This is a genomic window from Modestobacter muralis (genome assembly GCF_010682105.1).
GTDB classification, from domain to species: Bacteria; Actinomycetota; Actinomycetes; order Mycobacteriales; family Geodermatophilaceae; genus Modestobacter; species Modestobacter muralis.
Genome location: NZ_JAAGWH010000016.1, coordinates 35,094 through 51,911, shown reverse-complemented (window position 1 = coordinate 51,911; position 16,818 = coordinate 35,094). Strand labels below are relative to the sequence as shown.

Annotated in this window: 14 protein-coding genes; 10 read left to right on the top strand and 4 right to left on the bottom strand. The window is 75.0% G+C overall.

What is annotated here, in order from left to right; translation table 11 throughout:
- On the top strand, window positions 1-321 hold a 321-nt coding region (locus GCU67_RS08260), incomplete at its 5' end, for a hypothetical protein (RefSeq protein ID WP_211661014.1).
- Window positions 322-436: 115 nt separating this feature from the next.
- Here the strand turns inward: GCU67_RS08260 and GCU67_RS08255 are convergent.
- The 3 genes from GCU67_RS08255 to GCU67_RS08245 all read right to left on the bottom strand — a co-directional run bounded on the left by GCU67_RS08255 (window position 437) and on the right by GCU67_RS08245 (window position 2,930).
- Window positions 437-730, bottom strand: coding sequence for a hypothetical protein (locus GCU67_RS08255; RefSeq protein ID WP_211661013.1), 294 nt, complete (start codon window positions 728-730; stop codon window positions 437-439).
- Between the two features lie 205 nt (window positions 731-935).
- A complete protein-coding gene (locus tag GCU67_RS08250) occupies window positions 936-1,616 on the bottom strand; it encodes an SPFH domain-containing protein (RefSeq protein WP_163610624.1) in 681 nt (226 codons plus the stop codon).
- 270 nt (window positions 1,617-1,886) lie between these two features.
- Window positions 1,887-2,930, bottom strand: coding sequence for a DUF695 domain-containing protein (locus GCU67_RS08245; protein ID WP_163610623.1), 1,044 nt, complete (start codon window positions 2,928-2,930; stop codon window positions 1,887-1,889).
- 70 nt (window positions 2,931-3,000) lie between these two features.
- On the opposite strand from GCU67_RS08245, the gene GCU67_RS08240 reads away from it, so the two are divergent.
- Window positions 3,001-3,396, top strand: coding sequence for a rhodanese-like domain-containing protein (locus GCU67_RS08240; RefSeq protein ID WP_163610622.1), 396 nt, complete (start codon window positions 3,001-3,003; stop codon window positions 3,394-3,396).
- A 4-nt stretch (window positions 3,397-3,400) separates the two neighbouring features.
- Here the strand turns inward: GCU67_RS08240 and GCU67_RS08235 are convergent, their stop codons facing one another.
- Window positions 3,401-5,359, bottom strand: a complete 1,959-nt coding sequence (locus GCU67_RS08235) for an FUSC family protein (RefSeq protein ID WP_163610621.1) — start codon at window positions 5,357-5,359, stop codon at window positions 3,401-3,403.
- A gap of 83 nt (window positions 5,360-5,442) precedes the next feature.
- On the opposite strand from GCU67_RS08235, the gene GCU67_RS08230 reads away from it, so the two are divergent.
- The 8 genes from GCU67_RS08230 (at window position 5,443) to nadA (ending at window position 16,801) form a co-directional block, all read left to right on the top strand.
- Window positions 5,443-9,177: an ABC transporter transmembrane domain-containing protein gene (locus GCU67_RS08230; protein ID WP_163610620.1), complete on the top strand. Its 3,735-nt coding sequence runs from the start codon at window positions 5,443-5,445 to the stop codon at window positions 9,175-9,177.
- Between the two features lie 523 nt (window positions 9,178-9,700).
- Complete coding sequence (locus tag GCU67_RS08225; protein WP_163610619.1) at window positions 9,701-10,195, top strand: GNAT family N-acetyltransferase; 495 nt, start codon at window positions 9,701-9,703, stop codon at window positions 10,193-10,195.
- Window positions 10,196-10,219: 24 nt separating this feature from the next.
- Entirely contained in the window at window positions 10,220-11,338 is a 1,119-nt protein-coding gene (locus GCU67_RS08220) for an L-dopachrome tautomerase-related protein (RefSeq protein WP_163610618.1), read from the top strand.
- Window positions 11,339-11,740: 402 nt separating this feature from the next.
- Window positions 11,741-12,028 (top strand): DUF3311 domain-containing protein, encoded by a 288-nt coding sequence (locus GCU67_RS08215; protein WP_211661012.1) that lies wholly within the window; start codon window positions 11,741-11,743, stop codon window positions 12,026-12,028.
- 11 nt (window positions 12,029-12,039) lie between these two features.
- Window positions 12,040-13,671, top strand: coding sequence for a monocarboxylate uptake permease MctP (gene mctP, locus GCU67_RS08210; RefSeq protein ID WP_338104871.1), 1,632 nt, complete (start codon window positions 12,040-12,042; stop codon window positions 13,669-13,671).
- 199 nt (window positions 13,672-13,870) lie between these two features.
- Window positions 13,871-14,611 carry a CT398-like coiled coil hairpin domain-containing protein gene (locus tag GCU67_RS08205; protein WP_163610615.1) on the top strand — a complete coding sequence of 247 codons (741 nt, stop codon included), beginning with the start codon at window positions 13,871-13,873 and terminating at the stop codon, window positions 14,609-14,611.
- The gene (locus GCU67_RS08200) at window positions 14,608-15,702 is read left to right on the top strand and encodes a bifunctional RNase H/acid phosphatase (protein WP_163610614.1); all 1,095 of its coding nucleotides are present in this window, start codon (window positions 14,608-14,610) and stop codon (window positions 15,700-15,702) included. Before GCU67_RS08205 ends, GCU67_RS08200 begins: the two co-directional genes overlap by 4 nt.
- Before the next feature lie 73 nt (window positions 15,703-15,775).
- Window positions 15,776-16,801, top strand: coding sequence for a quinolinate synthase NadA (nadA, locus tag GCU67_RS08195; protein ID WP_211661011.1), 1,026 nt, complete (start codon window positions 15,776-15,778; stop codon window positions 16,799-16,801).
- Window positions 16,802-16,818: the final 17 nt, after the last annotated feature.

Here is a 16,818-nt window from a genome sequence, read left to right as displayed (position 1 = left end):
ACAGCTGACGAGGCGTCGTACAGGTCCACGACCGACCTCGATCCGGCTCTGCGGTGGCTGCGGGGCCGCGCGGGGACCCTGGACCCGGTGGCCGGGTTGAACCTGTGGAACTGGGCCGAGGACGTGGCGCGGAGCACGGGACAGCCGCTCCTGCCGCACGGCGGTCAGGCAGCGGTCTGCTACCGCAAGCTCGTCGCCGCGAACGTGCCCTGGCTGTTCGAGCTGGACGAGTTCCGGCCGCGGTGGAGCGCACGTCAGCTGACCGTCCTGCGGCACGTGTTGGGCACCGCCGTCCACCTCGTGCGCACGGCGACGAGGTGAGCCGACGGCCGGTCACGCCCGGTGGGGGATGACCGGCCGTCGCGTGTCACGCGGCCGAGCGGACGCCGACGTCGGTGCCGAGGGGGCCGGTGGTGAGGACGACGGTCGCGACCGACTACTCCACGAATCCCCTGGTGTGGTTGCAGGTGACGCCCGGACTCGGCGCGAAGGCCTTGCCACCCGAGCGGACGATCTGGCCGTAGGACTGCGTGCGGCCCAGCTCGACAGGCTCACCGGGCACGACGACGTCGTTGTTGAGACCCGAGAACGCGCAGACCGAGTTGGCCGCGCCACCTCGGATCGGGGTGTCCTTCCCGTTGCCGGTGACCTCGCCCGCCGAGGCTGCGCCAGCACTGGCGACGATGACGGCGGCCGAGCCCAGACAAGCGACAGCGATCTTCTTCATCATGGAGAACAGATCCTCTCGGGGGGCTGGTGGGGCGTCGCCAGCCAAGTGGCCCGGCTGTCGGGGTGTGAACGGTCGTCGATCCGACCTGGCTGCTCTTCCGCTCCTCCTGCGCGTTCGAGCTCATGTGTGAGTGGTCGAGTGCGGAAGGTCGTGGTTGGCATGGCCGGATCGTGCGCAACTCGGAGGACCGAGACGGCCGCCCGGCTCACGGGACCGGACGGACGCCGACGTCGGTGCCGACGGGCCCGGTGGTGAGGACGACGGTCGCGCCGCCGGTCTCGACCGCCTGGAGGGTCCGCAGCTGCAGGAGCCCCGGCTGCTCGGCGACCATCCGCGCCGCGTTGGCCAGGGCCCGGGTCGCGGCGACCTCTGCGCGCGCCCGCTCGAGCGCCGCCAGCCCCTCGGCCCGCGCGGTCGCGACACCGGCCGCGGCCCGCCGCAGCTCGGCCGGGACCATCACGTCCCGCACCGCGACGTCCTCGACGGTGACGCCGACCGCCTCCGCGCGGGGGGCGACCGACGCCCGCAGCGCCTCGGGCGGGTCCTCGCGCGCGGTGAGCAGCTCGTCGAGGGTCCGGCCGGCGACCGCCTCGCGCAGGGCGACCTGGAGCGCGGCGTAGACGAACCCGTCGGCGCCCTCGACCGCCTCGTGCCAGCGCCGCGGGTCGGTGGTCCGGCAGGTGGCCAGCAGGCTCACCTTGACCGTCAGACCGTCGCCGGTGAGCACCTCCTGGGCCGGGACGACGAGCAGCCGCGGCCGGACGACGACCCGCACCGTCCGCCGCCGCCACCGGGGCCGGCGGTGCCGCCCGGGGCCGAGCACCTCGACGAAGCGGCCGTCCCGGTAGGCCAGGACCCGCTCCCACTCCTCGACGACGACGTGCACGACGGTCCTCCCTGATCGGTCCGGGCACGCGGGACCGGCCGGCGCGCGGTCGGGCACCACCGGGGAGCGCGCAGGGCGCTGCAGACCGTCGGCACCCTCGTGACCGCGCGCCGGACGGCGACGGGAGTCGAACCCGCGCGTTCCAGAGACGCTTGCCCAATGGCACGCCCGGAGCCGACACGCAGGACCTGCGACGGCGATGCCGTCCGGCTGCTGACCCCGGGCGAGGAGGGACGGTAGGCGGCCTGCCCCACCGGTGGCCAGCGGTTTTCAGCCGCGCAGGTGCCGGACCGCCTGCCAGCCCGGGTCCGCCTGGACCGTGGTCCGGGGCCGGCCCTGCGGCCAGCCCGCGACCACCTCCTGCACCCGGTCGGCGGCACCGGTCGTGGCGTCGACGTAGACGTGCAGCGTGCGCACCCCGCCGCTGGTCTCGTGGGCGACCACCCGGCCGTCCGCCCCGAGCCGGGCGCCGAGGTCGTCCTGGTGCTCGCGGAGCGGCTCGAGCGAGGCCGGTCCGGGGAGCCCGCCGTCGGTGAGGTCGGTGTAGGGCAGCTCCACCCGCACGTGCCGGTCCAGGTGCGGGGCGGTCGCGGCGCGCAGCGGCTGCCGGGCGGCGGCCAGCACCGGCTGCCCGCCCGCGGTGGTGGCCTCCAGCAGCGCCCAGGCGTCCTCGCCGACCTCCGCGGCCAGCTCCTGGACGGCGGCCCGCAGCGCGGCGAGGTCGCCGACCGCCGCGTCGTCCCGGTCCGAGGGCGGGCGCACCAGGGTGTCGATGGCACCCACCCAGGTCTCGACGGCGGTCTCGCCGAGCGCGTGGTCCAGCAGCAGGAAGGTCAGCTCGCCGCGGGTCCCCTCCGGCAGCGCGGCCAGGGCGGGGTGGTGCAGGGCGACGTCCAGCTCGGGCTGCCGGCCGGTGCGGGCCCAGGTGGCGACGACGTCCGCGGCGTCGACCGTCCGGCCGCCCACGGACAGCCCCCAGTCCAGCTGCTGCTCGACGGGCCGCGAGTCGGCGTACTCCCAGACGGCGTCGGGAGCCGGTGCGGCGAGCAGCCACCGGCGGGCCACCGAGCGCAGCGCGGGGTCGCCGGCCGCGGTGACGACGAGGACGTGCTCACCGACCCCGCCGGGACCCAGCTCCCAGGACAGCTCCCGGTGGACGGCCTCGACGGCCGGCCCGAGCACGTCGGCCAGCGACTCGGCCCGGCCGGCGGCGATCGCCCCGGCGCAGTGGGCCGCACCCCCGGCGGCCCACCAGGCCCAGAAGCCGGCGATGCCGCTGGTGGGGTCGGCGGGCCGGCGGCGGAAGAGGGCCATGACCCCATCCTGCCGGGGCGACCGGACGCGGTGGGCCGCCGCGCCGGGGCCGTCGGGCAGGCTGCCGGGCATGGGCATCGACGACGTGCTGGCCGCCAGTCGGGCCGGGGTGCACCGGCTGACGCCGCAGGAGCTGCTGGCCGCGGTGGCCCGGGGGGCGCTGGTCGTCGACACCCGCACGGAGTCCCACCGCCGGGTCCAGGGCGAGTTCCCCGGCGCGCTGGTCATCGACCGCACGGTGCTGGAGTGGCGGCTGGACCCGACCTCGCCGTGGCGCATCCCGGAGGCCACCGGTCCGGACCTGGAGGTGGTCGTGGTCTGCCGGCACGGCTACAGCTCCAGCCTGGCCGCCGCCTCTCTGCGGGCCGTGGGCCTGCCGCGCGCGACCGATCTGGCCGGCGGCGTCGAGGCGTGGACCGCCGCGGGCCTGCCGATGGGGTCCGGCCCGGCCGACGTCCGGGAGTGAGCGCTCAGTCGTCGGCGCCGCGGACGCCCGCCCGCCGTCCCGGCGTGGTCTCCCGGACCAGCCGCCGGGCGGCGTCGACCTCGCGGGCGACCGGGGCGAGCACCCCGGACGCGTCGATCTCGGCGTCGTCGGGCACCCGGTGGTCGCGCAGGTCGGCCTCCAGCTCCCGCACCGCCTTGCGGAGCACCGCGACCTGGCCGGGCTCGGGCGCCGGCGCCCCGGTGCGCATCGCGATGACCGCCTCGGTGACCGCGTCCGACGTCCGCTCCAGCTGCACGATCACCGGCCACCACGCCGCGGCCCGGGTGCTGATCGGCGGCGGCTCGGCCAGCCGGCGCTGCAGCTGGGTCTGCAGCTCCGTCAGCGCCCGGTAGCTGGCCCGGCGGGCCCGGCGGGTGTCCTCGGGGCTGCGGGTGAAGGCGGCGTCGACGAAGCGGTCCAGCGCCAGGGCCGCGGCCGACAGGGCGTCGTCCAGCGGGGCGCGCCAGGTCTGCGGCCACAGCAGGTAGCCGAACAGCAGCACGATCCCGCAGCCGATGAGGGTGTCGACCAGCCGGGCGCCGACCACGCCGTCGCCGCTGGGCGTGGCCAGGTCGATGAGCAGGATGATCAGCGGCGTCTGGAACACCGAGAACAGCCCGAAGTTGCCGTTGCGGGCCCACGGCAGCGCGGCGGCGGCCAGCGCCAAGGGGAGGAGCACCCAGGCGTCGCGGGAGAGGAACGTCAGCAGCAGCGAGCCGAGCAGCACCCCCAGCAGCGTGCCGGCGCCGCGCTGCACCGCCCGGGTGAACACCGAGCCGAAGTCGGGCTTGAGCACGATGGCCACGGTGAGCAGGACCCAGTACGGCCGGTCGATCGGCAGCAGCTGGCGGGCCACCTCGGCCACCGTCATGCACAGCGTCAGCCGGACGACGAAGGCGCGGGAGTCGGCGTTGCCCACGGTGCGGTCGGCGAGGTCGTGCAGCCGCACCTGCCACCCGGACTGCGGGCGCACGACGGCGGCCGAGGCCCGCTCCTCCGGGTCGCCGACGACGTTCCAGACCAGCCGCAGGCCGTGCCGCACCGCGCGCTGCTGGGCCGGGGCGTCCTCGACCCGGGGCGGTCGCTCGCCCAGCAGCGGCCGGCGGTCGGTGACGGCGGTGGCCAGGGCGTGCGCGGCGCCGACGTCGCGGGAGTCGGCGGGGACCCCGGCCCGGGCGCTGGCCACCGCGCCCTCGACCAGCGGCGCGGCGGCGTTGAGCACCCCGGCCAGCCCGGCCAGCTCACGGTTGCGCCCGGCCGAGCGGCTGCGGGCGTGGATCACCCGGTCGTAGCCGTCGTTGAGCGCCAGGGTCAGTGCCCGGCGGGCGTCCTCGGTGGCGTCGGTGCCGATGGACTCCAGCAGCTCGGCGACCCGGCGGAACACCGTGCCGACGGCCTCCCGGTCGGGGTCGACCGGTTCGACCCGGGCCTGCAGCACCACCGCCAGGGTGGCCAGCGCGGCGCCGGCCAGGAAGTACCCGACCTCGGCGACGGCCGGCAGCGGCGTGGACAGCCCGGAGGAGACCGCGGCGTAGACCAGCAGCTGCAGCGCGCCCAGGGACCACGCGGCGCTGATCGAGCTGAGCAGCGCCGCGACCGCGGAGACCAGGGCCATCAGCACCACCGGCACCCAGCCGCCGCCGGTGAGCGCCTGGCCGACCACCAGACCGGTCCCGCCCATCAGCGACGCCGCCGCGACCCGGCGCAGCCGCACGCGCAGCGGCCCGGACTGGGGCGCGAGCGTCGCGGCCAGCGAGCCCATCGTGGCGAAGACGCCGGCGCCCAGCGCCGAGCCCTCGACCCCGCCGACGGCCAGCGCCACGGCCAGCGGCGCGGGGACGACGACGGCGAACCGGACGACGTCGCGCCAGGGCACCGGGGGCCGGCTGGTGCGCACCAGCTCCTCCAGCCAGGCCGGTGCGTGCAACCCCCTGTCCGCCACCGGGTCACCCTCCCACCCCGTCGGCGGCGCGGCCGCCAGGGGAGTCGCACACTGGACGTCGTGCCGCTCACCCCTGCCGCTTCGTGACGGCCACTGCCCAGCGCGCCCCCAGCACCCGCTCCCGAGACCAGGCGCCGGTGCCCGAGGGCGGCTGGCTCAAGCGACTGATCGGCTACTGCCTGCGGCACCGGGGCGACCTGGTCGGTGCGTTCACCGCCGCGCTGGTCGGCTCGGTGATCGCCGCGGTCGCCCCGCTGCTCACCCGCGCCGTCGTCGACCGGGTGGTCGCCGGCAACGCCGACGTCACACCTTTCGTCGTCGCGCTGGTGCTCGCCGGGCTGCTGCGCTTCGGTGCCGGGTTCGTCCGCCGGTACCTGGCCGGGCGGCTGTCGCTGGACGTGCAGTACGACCTGCGCAACGACGTCCACGCCGCACTGTCCCGGCTCGACGGCCCGGGCCAGGACCGGCTGCAGACCGGGCAGGCGGTCAGCCGCTCCATCAGCGACATCACCCTGGTCCAGGGGCTGCTGGCGTTCCTGCCCAACCTGACCGGCAACGCGCTGCTGTTCGTCGTCTCCCTCGGGGTGATGGCGTGGCTGTCCCCGCTGCTGACCGTCGTCGCGCTCGCGGTCGGCCCGGCGCTGTGGTGGCTCGCGCTGCGCAGCCGGCGGGACCTGTTCCCGGCCAACTGGGCCGCCCAGCAGCAGGCCGGTGAGGTGGCCGGCGACGTGGAGGCCGCGGTCACCGGCGTCCGGGTGGTGAAGGGCTTCGGCCAGGAGGGCCGCGAGCTCGACCGGATCGACGACGGCGCCCGCACGCTCTTCGGCGCCCGGATGCGCGTCGTCCGGTTCACCGCCCGCTACAACCCGCTGCTGCAGGCCGTCCCGGCGCTCGGGCAGGTGGGCGTGCTGGCCCTGGGCGGGTGGCTGGCGCTGCGCGGGTCGATCTCGCTGGGCACCTTCCTGGCCTTCGCCACCTACCTGGCCGCGCTGGTGTCGCCGGTGCGCCAGCTCGCCGCCGTGCTCACCATCGGCCAGCAGGCCCGCGCCGGGGTCGAGCGGGTGCTGGAGGTCATCGACGCCCGGCCCACCCTGGTCTCCGGTGACCAGCAGCTGCCGGCCGGCCCGCTGACCGTGGAGCTGGACGACGTCACCTTCGGCCACACGCCCGACCGGCCGGTGCTGTCCGGCGTCTCGCTGCGGGTCGAGCCGGGGGAGACCCTCGCCCTGGTCGGCTCCTCGGGGTCGGGCAAGTCCACCGTCGTGTCGCTGCTGCCGCGCTTCTACGACGTCTCGGCCGGCGCGCTGCGGGTCGGCGGGGTCGACGTCCGCGACCTGGACACCGGGTCGCTGCGCTCGGCGCTCGGCGTGGTGTTCGAGGACAGCTTCCTGTTCTCCGACACGGTGCGGTCCAACATCGCCTTCGGCCGGCCCGACGCCTCCGACGCCGAGGTGCGCGCCGCCGCCCGGGCCGCGCAGGCCGACGGCTTCATCTCCGAGCTGCCCGACGGCTACGACACCGTCGTCGGCGAGCAGGGCCTGACGCTGTCCGGCGGGCAGCGGCAGCGGGTCGCGCTGGCCCGGGCGCTGCTCACCGACCCCCGGGTGCTGGTCCTCGACGACGCGACCTCCGCCGTCGACGCCGCGGTCGAGGCCCGCATCCACACCGCGCTGCGCACCGCCGTCCAGGGCCGGACGACGTTGCTGGTGGCACACCGCCGGTCGACGCTGGCGCTGGCCGACCGGGTCGCCGTCCTCGACGCCGGCCGGGTCGTCGACGTCGGGACGGCGGCCGAGCTGGAGGCCCGCTCGCCGCTGTTCCGGCTGCTGCTGTCGGGCACCGGCGACGTGCCCGAGCTCGACGCCGCCCCGGCCGACGGGGTCACCCCCGCCGCCTGGCCGGACCCCGCCCCGGTCGAGGCCGCGCCGGTGCGGGAGCCGGCCGCCTCGATCGGTGGTCGCGGCGCGGCGATGGCGGCCGCGGCGCCGACCGCGTCGCTGACGGCGCTGGTCGACCGGCTGCCGCCCGCCGACGACCGGCCCGACGTGCCCGCCGAGCGCGCCCGGGCCGCCGACACCGACTTCACGCTGTGGCGGCTGATCCGCCCGTTCCGCTGGGCGCTGGCCGCCGCGCTCGTGCTGGTGGCCGTCGACACCGCCGCGCAGCTGGCCATCCCCGCGCTGGTGCGCGCGGGCGTGGACAACGGCATCGCCGCCCGGTCGACGTCCCTGCTGCTGACCGTCGCCGCGATCGCCTTCACCGTCGTGGTGGTCGACCTCCTCGTCGCCCGCGGGGCGGCCTGGCTGACCGGGCGCACCGGCGAGCGGCTGCTCTACACGCTGCGGGTCAAGACCTTCGCCCAGCTCCAGCGGCTGGGGCTGGACTACTACGAGCGCGAGCTCGGCGGCCGGATCATGACCCGGATGACCACGGACGTCGACGCGCTGTCGGCGTTCCTGCAGACCGGGCTGACCACCGCGGTGATCAGCGTGCTCACCCTGGTCGGGGTGCTGGTCGCGCTGTTCCTCTTCGACGCCGAGCTGGCGCTGGTGCTGCTGGCCACGCTCCCGGTGCTGGTGGTGACCACGATCTGGTTCCGGTCGCGGTCGGTGCCGGCCTACACGGAGGCCCGCGAACGGGTCAGCGCGGTCAACGCCCGGCTGCAGGAGGACGTCGCCGGGGTACGGGTCACCCAGGCGTTCGACCGCACCGAGCACTCCACCGGCGTCTTCCGCGGCTACGCCAAGGCCTACCGGGACGTGCGGCTGCGGGCGCAGCGCTACATCTCGATCTACTTCCCGTTCGTCGAGTTCCTCTCCGAGGTCGCGGCCGCCGCGGTGCTCGCGGTCGGCGCGGCCCGGCTGTCCGACGGGGCGATCACCGCCGGTGTCCTGATCGCCTTCGTGCTCTACGTCGACACGTTCTTCTCCCCGGTCCAGCAGCTGTCGCAGGTGTTCGACAGCTACCAGCAGGCCGCGGTCGGGCTGCGGCGGCTGCGTGACCTGCTGCGGCTGCCGACGTCCACCCCCGCCGCCGTCGACCCGCGCCCGGTGGGCCGGCTGCGCGGGGAGGTGCAGCTCTCCGACGTCACGTTCGCCTACGCCGGGGCGCCCGCTCCCGCGCTGCGCGGCGTCTCGTTGCGGGTCGCGCCGGGGGAGACGCTGGCGCTGGTGGGGGAGACCGGCGCGGGCAAGTCGACCGTGGTCAAGCTGGTCGCCCGCTTCTACGACCCGACGTCGGGCGCGGTGTGCGTGGACGGCGCGGACCTGCGCTCGCTGGACCTGCTGGCCTACCGCGGCCGGCTCGGCGTCGTCCCGCAGGAGGCGTTCCTGTTCTCGGGTTCGGTGCGTGACGCGATCGCCTACGGCCGGCCCTCGGCGACCGACGCCGAGGTGGAGGCCGCGGCCCGTGCCGTCGGGGCGCACGAGATGGTCGCCGCGCTGCCGCAGGGCTACCGGACCCGGGTGGGAGAGCGCGGCCGGTCGCTGTCGGCCGGTCAGCGTCAGCTGCTCGCGCTGGCCCGTGCCGAGCTGGTCGACCCCGACGTGCTGCTGTTCGACGAGGCCACCGCGTCGCTGGACCTGGCCACCGAGGCCGCGGTCACCCGCGCCGCCGACGCGGTCGCCCGTCGCCGCACGACGCTGGTCGTCGCGCACCGGCTCACCACCGCCGCCCGCGCCGACCGGGTCGCGGTGATGGACGGCGGCCGGGTGGTCGAGGTCGGCACGCACGACGAGCTGCTCGCCCGCGGCGGCGCCTACGCCGCACTGTGGGCCGCCTACACCGACGACGAGGACGCCGACCCGCTGATGGACTGACGGAGGACCTCCTCCGGCAGCCGGGTCGAGTGGGCAGTTGCTGCCCTCCGGAGGGTCGCGCCCACCCGTGTCACTGACCGCGACTGCCCACTCGGCGTCCTGCCGGGGCCATGTTGGCCAACATGGCCCCGGCGGCCGACGCGGCGGGCCGGCGGACAGGCACTGTGCGCTGAGGACCGACTCCAGGCCGGGTCTGGGCACCAGGCGCACATCGTCCGGGGCGCTCGCTCGCCTCAGGGGCCTGCGCTGGCCGGGGGGAGCGCAGACTGCCGGCATGGCGCGCTACCGCTGGCGGACGGCAGTCCGTGCGCGACTTCCGTGGTTGCTGATCGACCGGGGCGTCGCCCTTAAGGGACGGCGGGACTGCGGCAGTCACGAGTGGTACCGGGCGACGGACGTCGAGGACCGCTGCTACCACTGCGAGGTCGGCGTGCGCCCGCACCTGCGCTGAGGGGGGCTACGGCCCACGGCCACCGGCGGCTGCAACCAGCACGTCGTCGGCGGGACGTGTCAGGGTGCCGACATGTCGACAGGTCGTAGTGAGGTGCGGGACGCCGGGGACGCCGACCTGGCGCAGCTGCCGGAGGTCGAGGCGGCGGCCGACGAGTTGTTCGTGCCGCTGGGCATCACCGACCTGCCGGCCCCGGCGAGCGCCGAGGGGCGGGCGCGGTCGTGGCGGGTGCTGGTGGTCGGCGAGCCGGTGCGGGGGTTCGCCGTCCTCGATCTGTTCGACGGCGCCGTCCACCTGGAGCAGCTGTCGGTGCACCCGGCGCACAGCCGGCAGGGCATCGGCGGCGCGCTGCTGGCCGCGAGCGTCGAGGTTGCCCGGGAGCACGGCGCCGACCGCATCACGCTGCTGACCTACGCCGACGTCCCGTGGAACGCGCCGTTCTACGCCCGGCACGGCTGGGAGGTCACCGAGCCGACGCCGGCCCTGCAGGAGCTCCGCCACCACGAGGGCCAGCTCGGCCTGGACCGGCACGGCCGGCGGGTGGCGATGACCCGACGGGTCACCTGAGCCCGTGCGGGTACGGGCGCGGGCATGACGCAGTCAGCTGACGTGCAGACCGACCGCCCCTACGGCGAGCTGGAGGTGGTGCACGCCTTCACCTCCGGTCCGATGCCGACCGGGGTCTCGGTCTCCTCCACCGGGCGCATCTTCGTGAACTTCCCGAAGTGGGGCGACGACGTCCGGTTCACCGTCGCCGAGATCCGGGACGGGCAGGTCGTCGCCTTCCCCGACCAGGCGACGAACTCGCCGAGGAGCGACGACGACAGGAGTGCGTTCGTCAGCGTGCAGAGCATCGTCGTCGACCCCGCCGACCGGCTGTGGGTGCTCGACACCGGCTCGCCGCTGTTCCAGCCCACGCAGGTCGGTGGCCCGAAGCTGGTCTGCATCGACCTGACCACCGACACGGTCGTGCAGACCATCGTCTTCCCGCGCGAGGTCGCGCTGGAGACCACCTACCTCAACGACGTCCGGTTCGACCTCTCCCGCGGCGAGGCCGGCGTCGCCTACATCACCGACTCCGCGGACGCCGGGGAGAACGGGATCATCGTCGTCGACCTGGCCACCGGGGACTCCTGGCGCCGGCTCCGCGACCACGCCTCCACCAAGGCCGTCGTCCCGCCGGACCTGCTGCTGATGGTCGAGGGCCGGCCCTTCCTGACCAAGGAGAGCCCGGACGCCGAGCCGCAGCCGGTGGCCATGGGCTCCGACGGCATCGCCATCTCCGCCGACGGGGCCCGCCTCTGGTACTGCCCGCTGGCCGCCCGGCACTGGTACAGCGTCTCCACCGACGCCCTGGTCGACCGCAGCCTGGACGACGACGCGGTCGCGGCCACCGTCGTCGACGAGGGCGACAAGGGCAGCGCCGGCGACGGCCTGGAGACCGACGACGCCGGCAACCTCTACGCCACCGCCGGCGAGCAGAACGCGATCGTCGTCCGCCGTCCCGACGGCAGCATCTCCACCGTCGTGCACGACGAGCGGCTGCTGTGGCCCGACACCATGTCGGTCGCCACCGACGGGCACCTCTACGTGACCGCCAACCAGCTGCACCGGCAGGCCCGCTACGCCGGCGGCGTCGACGAGCGGGTGTACCCCTACCTGCTGCTGCGGACGCCGATCGAGGCCGGCCCGGTGCGCCTGACCCGCTGACCTCGCCGACGACGGCCCCGGACCTCACGGTCCGGGGCCGTCGTCGTGTCCGGGGCCGGTGCACCGGTTGGTCAGGGCAAGCTGTCAGAATCGGTTCCGCAGGCGGCCACGACGCCGCCCGCACGCGAGGCCGCACCGAGCGCCGGAGACCCCGAGCAGCCCGTTCGACCTCGTCGCCCGCCGGCTGCCACCGGTGCGCGCGCAGCCCCGTGACCCCGCCGGCGCGTCCTGCCCACCGGTCCGGACACGACCTGCCCGCGGACGTGGACACCCGCGATGCCGACCGTGACGGGGCACCCTCCCGTCCCCGTCGACCGCGCACCGGCCCGGCGCCAGTCGACCCGCAGGCCGAGCCCTCTCGGCCGACCGAGCCCGGAGGTCACCTCCGGGGAGGAGGACACCGTGTCCCCCCCACAGCCGCCGGCGGCCACGCCGCCGCGGCGCAGCGACCGCAGCCCGTGGAACTGGCTGCTGATCGTGCCGATCGTGGTGCCGCTGCTGGTGCCGCTCTACAACCAGCGCGACCCCGAGTTGTTCGGCTGGCCGTTCTTCTACTGGGTGCAGCTGGTGTTCGTCGCCCTCGGCGTGCTCACCACCGGCCTCGTCTACCGGATGACCCGCCGCAGCAAGGCCGACCAGGCCGTGTCCGCCCGCGCGGCGGACCGCCCGACCCGGGACGGGGGGCGCTGAGAATGCCGCGCGTGAACACCGTCGAGGTGACGATCTTCGTCCTGTTCTTCCTGCTGGTCACCGTGCTGGGCTTCCTCGCCTCGCGCTGGCGCCGCGGTGACACCCTCATGCACCTGGACGAGTGGGGCCTGGGTGGGCGGAGCTTCGGCTCCTGGATCACCTGGTTCCTCATCGGCGGGGACATCTACACCGCCTACACGTTCGTCGCCGTGCCCGCGCTGGTGTTCGGGGCGGGCGCGGCCGGGTTCTTCGCCGTCCCGTACACCGTCGTGGTCTACCCGCTGATCTTCCTGGTGGTCATCCGCCTGTGGTCGGTCAGCCACGTGCGCGGGTTCGTCACCCCGGCGGACTTCGTCCGGTCCCGGTTCGACTCCCCGACGATGGCCCTGCTGGTCGCGATCACCGGGATCGTCGCCACGATGCCCTACATCGCCCTGCAGCTGGTGGGCATCGAGGCCGTGCTCAAGACCATGGGCGTGACCGGTGAGTGGCCGATCATCGCGGCGTTCGTGATCCTCGCCGTCTACACGTACAACTCCGGGCTGCGCGCCCCGGCGCTGATCGCGTTCGTCAAGGACATCCTGATCTACCTGACGATCATCGTCGCCGTCATCGTCATCCCCTCCAAGCTCGGCGGGTGGGAGGCGATCTTCGGCGCCGCGGACGCCAAGTTCACCGCCGCGAAGAGCGGGGGAGTGCTGCTCGGGCAGGCCGGTCAGCTGCAGTACGCGACGCTGGCCCTGGGCTCGGCGCTGGCGCTGTTCCTCTACCCACACTCGATCACCGGGACGCTGGCGGCCAAGAACCGCGACGTCCTCAAGCGGAACATGAGCGCGCTGCCGATCTACAGCCTGGCGCTGGGCTTCATCGCGCTGCTGGGCTTCATGGCCATCGCCGCCGGGACGACGCCGGTGGGCACCGACGCCAACACGATCGTGCCCCGGCTGTTCCAGGACATGTTCCCCAGTTGGTTCGCCGGGATCGCCTTCGCTGCGGTTGGCATCGGCGCGCTGGTGCCGGCGGCGATCATGTCGATCGCCGCGGCCAACCTGTTCACCCGCAACATCTACAAGGAGTACCTGAGGAGGGACGCCAGCCCGGCGCAGGAGGCCAAGGTCGCCAAGATCGCCTCGCTGGTGGTGAAGCTCGGTGCGGTCGCGGCGATCCTGCTCATCGACCCGCAGTTCTCCATCGACCTGCAGCTGATCGGCGGCGTGATCATCCTGCAGACGCTGCCGTCGGTGGCGATCGGGCTCTACACCCGCTGGCTGCACCGCGGCGCGCTCATCGCCGGTTGGGTCGCGGGGATGGGCGCCGGCATGCTCATGCTCTACAACGTCCCGCGGGTCGGCCCCGGCGGCGTCGTCCTGCGGGAGCACTGGGGCGGGTCGGCGTTCAGCCTGGGCAAGCTCGGCCTGGACACGACCTACACGGTCTACGCCGGTTTCCTCGCGCTGCTGGTGAACCTGCTGGTCACGGTCGTGGTGACGGTCGTGCTGCGGGCGATGCACGTGGACGACGGCGTCGACGGCACCTCGCCCAGCGACTACACCGCCGAGCGGGAGGACCCCAGCGTCCGTGACCTGCCCGACCCGCTGTCGGACGAGCCGCTGACCGGCCCGGCCACCACGCCCCGGCACTGAGCTGCGCCCCGCCCGGTCCCACCGCGGACCGGGCGGGGTCCAGCCACCCCGCCGACGGTCCGGCCGGGGTGCGACGCGGCCAGACCGTCGGCGGGGTGGCCTCACCTCGGGCCGGACGACGGGACGGCGTGGCCGCACCCGGGCGGGACGACGGGCCGGCGTGGTCCGGGGACCGGCCGGCCGCGGGTAGGTTGACCGCGTGCAGGCTGACCACTTCGACCAGCAGAAGCTGCTGGCTCTCGCTGCGGAGGACGTCGCGCTCTCGCAGCTCACCCACCGCAAGCGCACCCTTCCCGAGCTCGCCGCCGTCGAGGCCGCCGTCCAGGCGCAGCGGACGCTGTCCGACGACGTCGTCCGGGCCGAGACCGTCGTCCGCGACCTCGACCGCGAGCAGAAGCGGCTGGAGGGCGACGTCGACACGGTGCGGCAGCGCGCGGCCCGCGACCAGCAGCGGATCGACTCCGGCGGGGCGACCCCGAAGGAGATCACCGGCCTGCAGCACGAGCTGGAGTCACTCGCCCGGCGGCAGGGCGACCTGGAGGACCAGGTGCTGGAGCTGATGGAGCGCCGCGAGGCCGCCGACAGCACGCTCGCCGAGGCGCAGGCCGGGCTCGCCGGGGCCCAGGGCGACCAGGAGCGCGCCGAGCAGGCCCGCGACGCAGCACTCGCCGTCATCGCCGAGGGCATCGAGCAGCACCAGGCGAAGCGCGACCAGGTCGCCGGCACCGTCCCGGCCGACCTGCTCAAGGTCTACGACCGGGTCGCCGCGCAGACCGGCAGCACCGGCGCCGCCGAGCTCAAGGCCCGCCGCTGCCAGGGCTGCCGGATCGAGTTCTACGGCACCGAGCTGGCCTCCTACCGCAACGCCGACCCGCACACCGTGCTCCGCTGCGAGAACTGCAACCGGGTCCTGGTGCGCACGGCCGAGTCCGGGCTGTGAGCCGCCGGGTCATCGTCGAGGCCGACGGCGGGTCGCGCGGCAACCCCGGGCCGGCCGGTTACGGCGCGCTCGTGCGGGACGCCGAGACCGGGCGGCTGCTGGCCGAGCGGGCGGAGTCCGTCGGCCGGGCGACCAACAACGTCGCCGAGTACGGCGGGCTGGTCGCCGGCCTGCAGGCGGTGCTGGACCTCGACCCGACCGCCGACGTCGAGGTGCGGATGGACTCCAAGCTGGTCGTCGAGCAGATGTCGGGCCGCTGGCAGATCAAGCACCCGGACATGAAGAAGCTCGCGGTCACCGCCCGCGACATCGCCCGCCAGCTCGGGTCGGTGCGCTACACCTGGGTGCCGCGCGCGCAGAACGGTGCCGCCGACGCCCTGGCCAACAGCGCCATGGACGGCCGCCCGGTGCGCCGCGACCTGGCCACCGAGCCGGTCGTGGTCGAGGACGACCTGCAGCCGGTCACCGAGCCGGCCCCGGTGGTCACCACGGTCACCCACCTGCTGCGGCACGGGCGCACCGAGCACACCCCCGAGCGCCGGTTCTCCGGCAGCAGCGACCTGCCGCTGTCCGACCTCGGCCGCGCCGACGCCGCGGCGGCCGCCCGGCACCTGGCCGGCCGCGGCATCGACGTGATCGTCTGCTCGCCGCTGCAACGCACCCGGCAGACCGCCGAGGCCGCCGCGGAGGTGCTCGGCGTCCCGGTGGAGGTGGACGGCGACCTGCGCGAGCTGGACTTCGGTGCGTGGGAGGGGCTGACCGCCGACGAGGCGCAGCAGCAGAGCCCGCTGGCCTTCCGCCGCTGGTCCGGCGCGCTCGACGTCCGCCCGCCCAGCGGCGAGTCCGTCACCGACGTGTCCACCCGGGTGGCCCGGGCCCGCGCCCGGGTGCTCGAGCGGCACGCCGGCAAGACCGTGCTCCTGGTCAGCCACATGATGCCGATCAAACTGCTGCTGGCCGCCGGGCTCGGGGTCGGCGACGACGTGGTGCACCGGGTGTTCCTGGAGGCGGCGTCGCTGTCCACGGTCACCTGGTCCTCCGACGGCCGCACCAGCGTCCGGCTGGTCAACGACACCTCACACCTGGGCTGAGCCCGCCGCCTCCCCGTCCACCCGGAGGACACTGGCACCGACCGGTGTCCTGCCAGCAGCTGGAGAGCCACCCATGACCGCCACTGTCCCCACCCCGTCCCTCGTCGGGGACGAGCGCTCCATGAGCGCCGCCGAGTACGAGGTGTGGGCCGCCGAGGTCCGCCGGCTCGCCGACGCCCGCGGCGCCGTCGTCCTGGCGCACAACTACCAGGTGCGCGAGATCCAGGACGTCGCCCACTTCACCGGGGACTCCCTCCACCTGTCCCGGATCGCGGCGGAGACCGACGCCCGCGAGATCGTCTTCTGCGGCGTCCACTTCATGGCGGAGACCGCCAAGATCCTGTCCCCGGACAAGACGGTGCTGCTGCCCGACCACGCCGCCGGCTGCTCGCTGGCCGACAGCATCACCGCCGAGCAGCTGCGCGAGTGGAAGGCCGAGCACCCCGGCGCCGTCGTCGTCAGCTACGTCAACACCACCGCCGCGGTGAAGGCCGAGACCGACATCTGCTGCACCAGCTCCAACGCCGCCGACGTCGTCCGGTCCATCCCCGAGGACCGCGAGATCCTGTTCCTGCCCGACCAGTTCCTCGGCGCGCACGTCAAGCGGGTCACCGGCCGCGCGAACATGTCGATCTGGGCGGGGGAGTGCCACGTGCACGCCGGCATCAGCCCCGCCGACGTCCGCTCGCAGATCGCCGCGCACCCCGACGCGGAGATCCTGGTGCACCCCGAGTGCGGGTGCACCACCTCGGTGCTGGACCTGGTCAGCCACGGTGACCTGCCCGCCGACCGCACCCGTGTGCTCTCCACCGGGGGCATGGCCGAGGCCGCGTCGGCGACCCGGGCGCCGCAGGTGCTGGTGGCCACCGAGATCGGCATCCTGCACCAGCTCCGCGCGCTCAACGGCACCACCGACTTCATCCCGATGAACGCCCGGGCCGCCTGCCGCTACATGAAGATGATCACCCCGGCCAAGCTGCTGAACACCCTGCGCACCGGCGAGGGGGCGATCGACGTGGCCCCCGACGTCGCCGCCCGGGCCCGCCGCGCGGTCGAGGCCATGATCAGCATCGGCGACCCCGGCCGCGGCGGAGAGTGAAAGGACCCCCGCGCCCC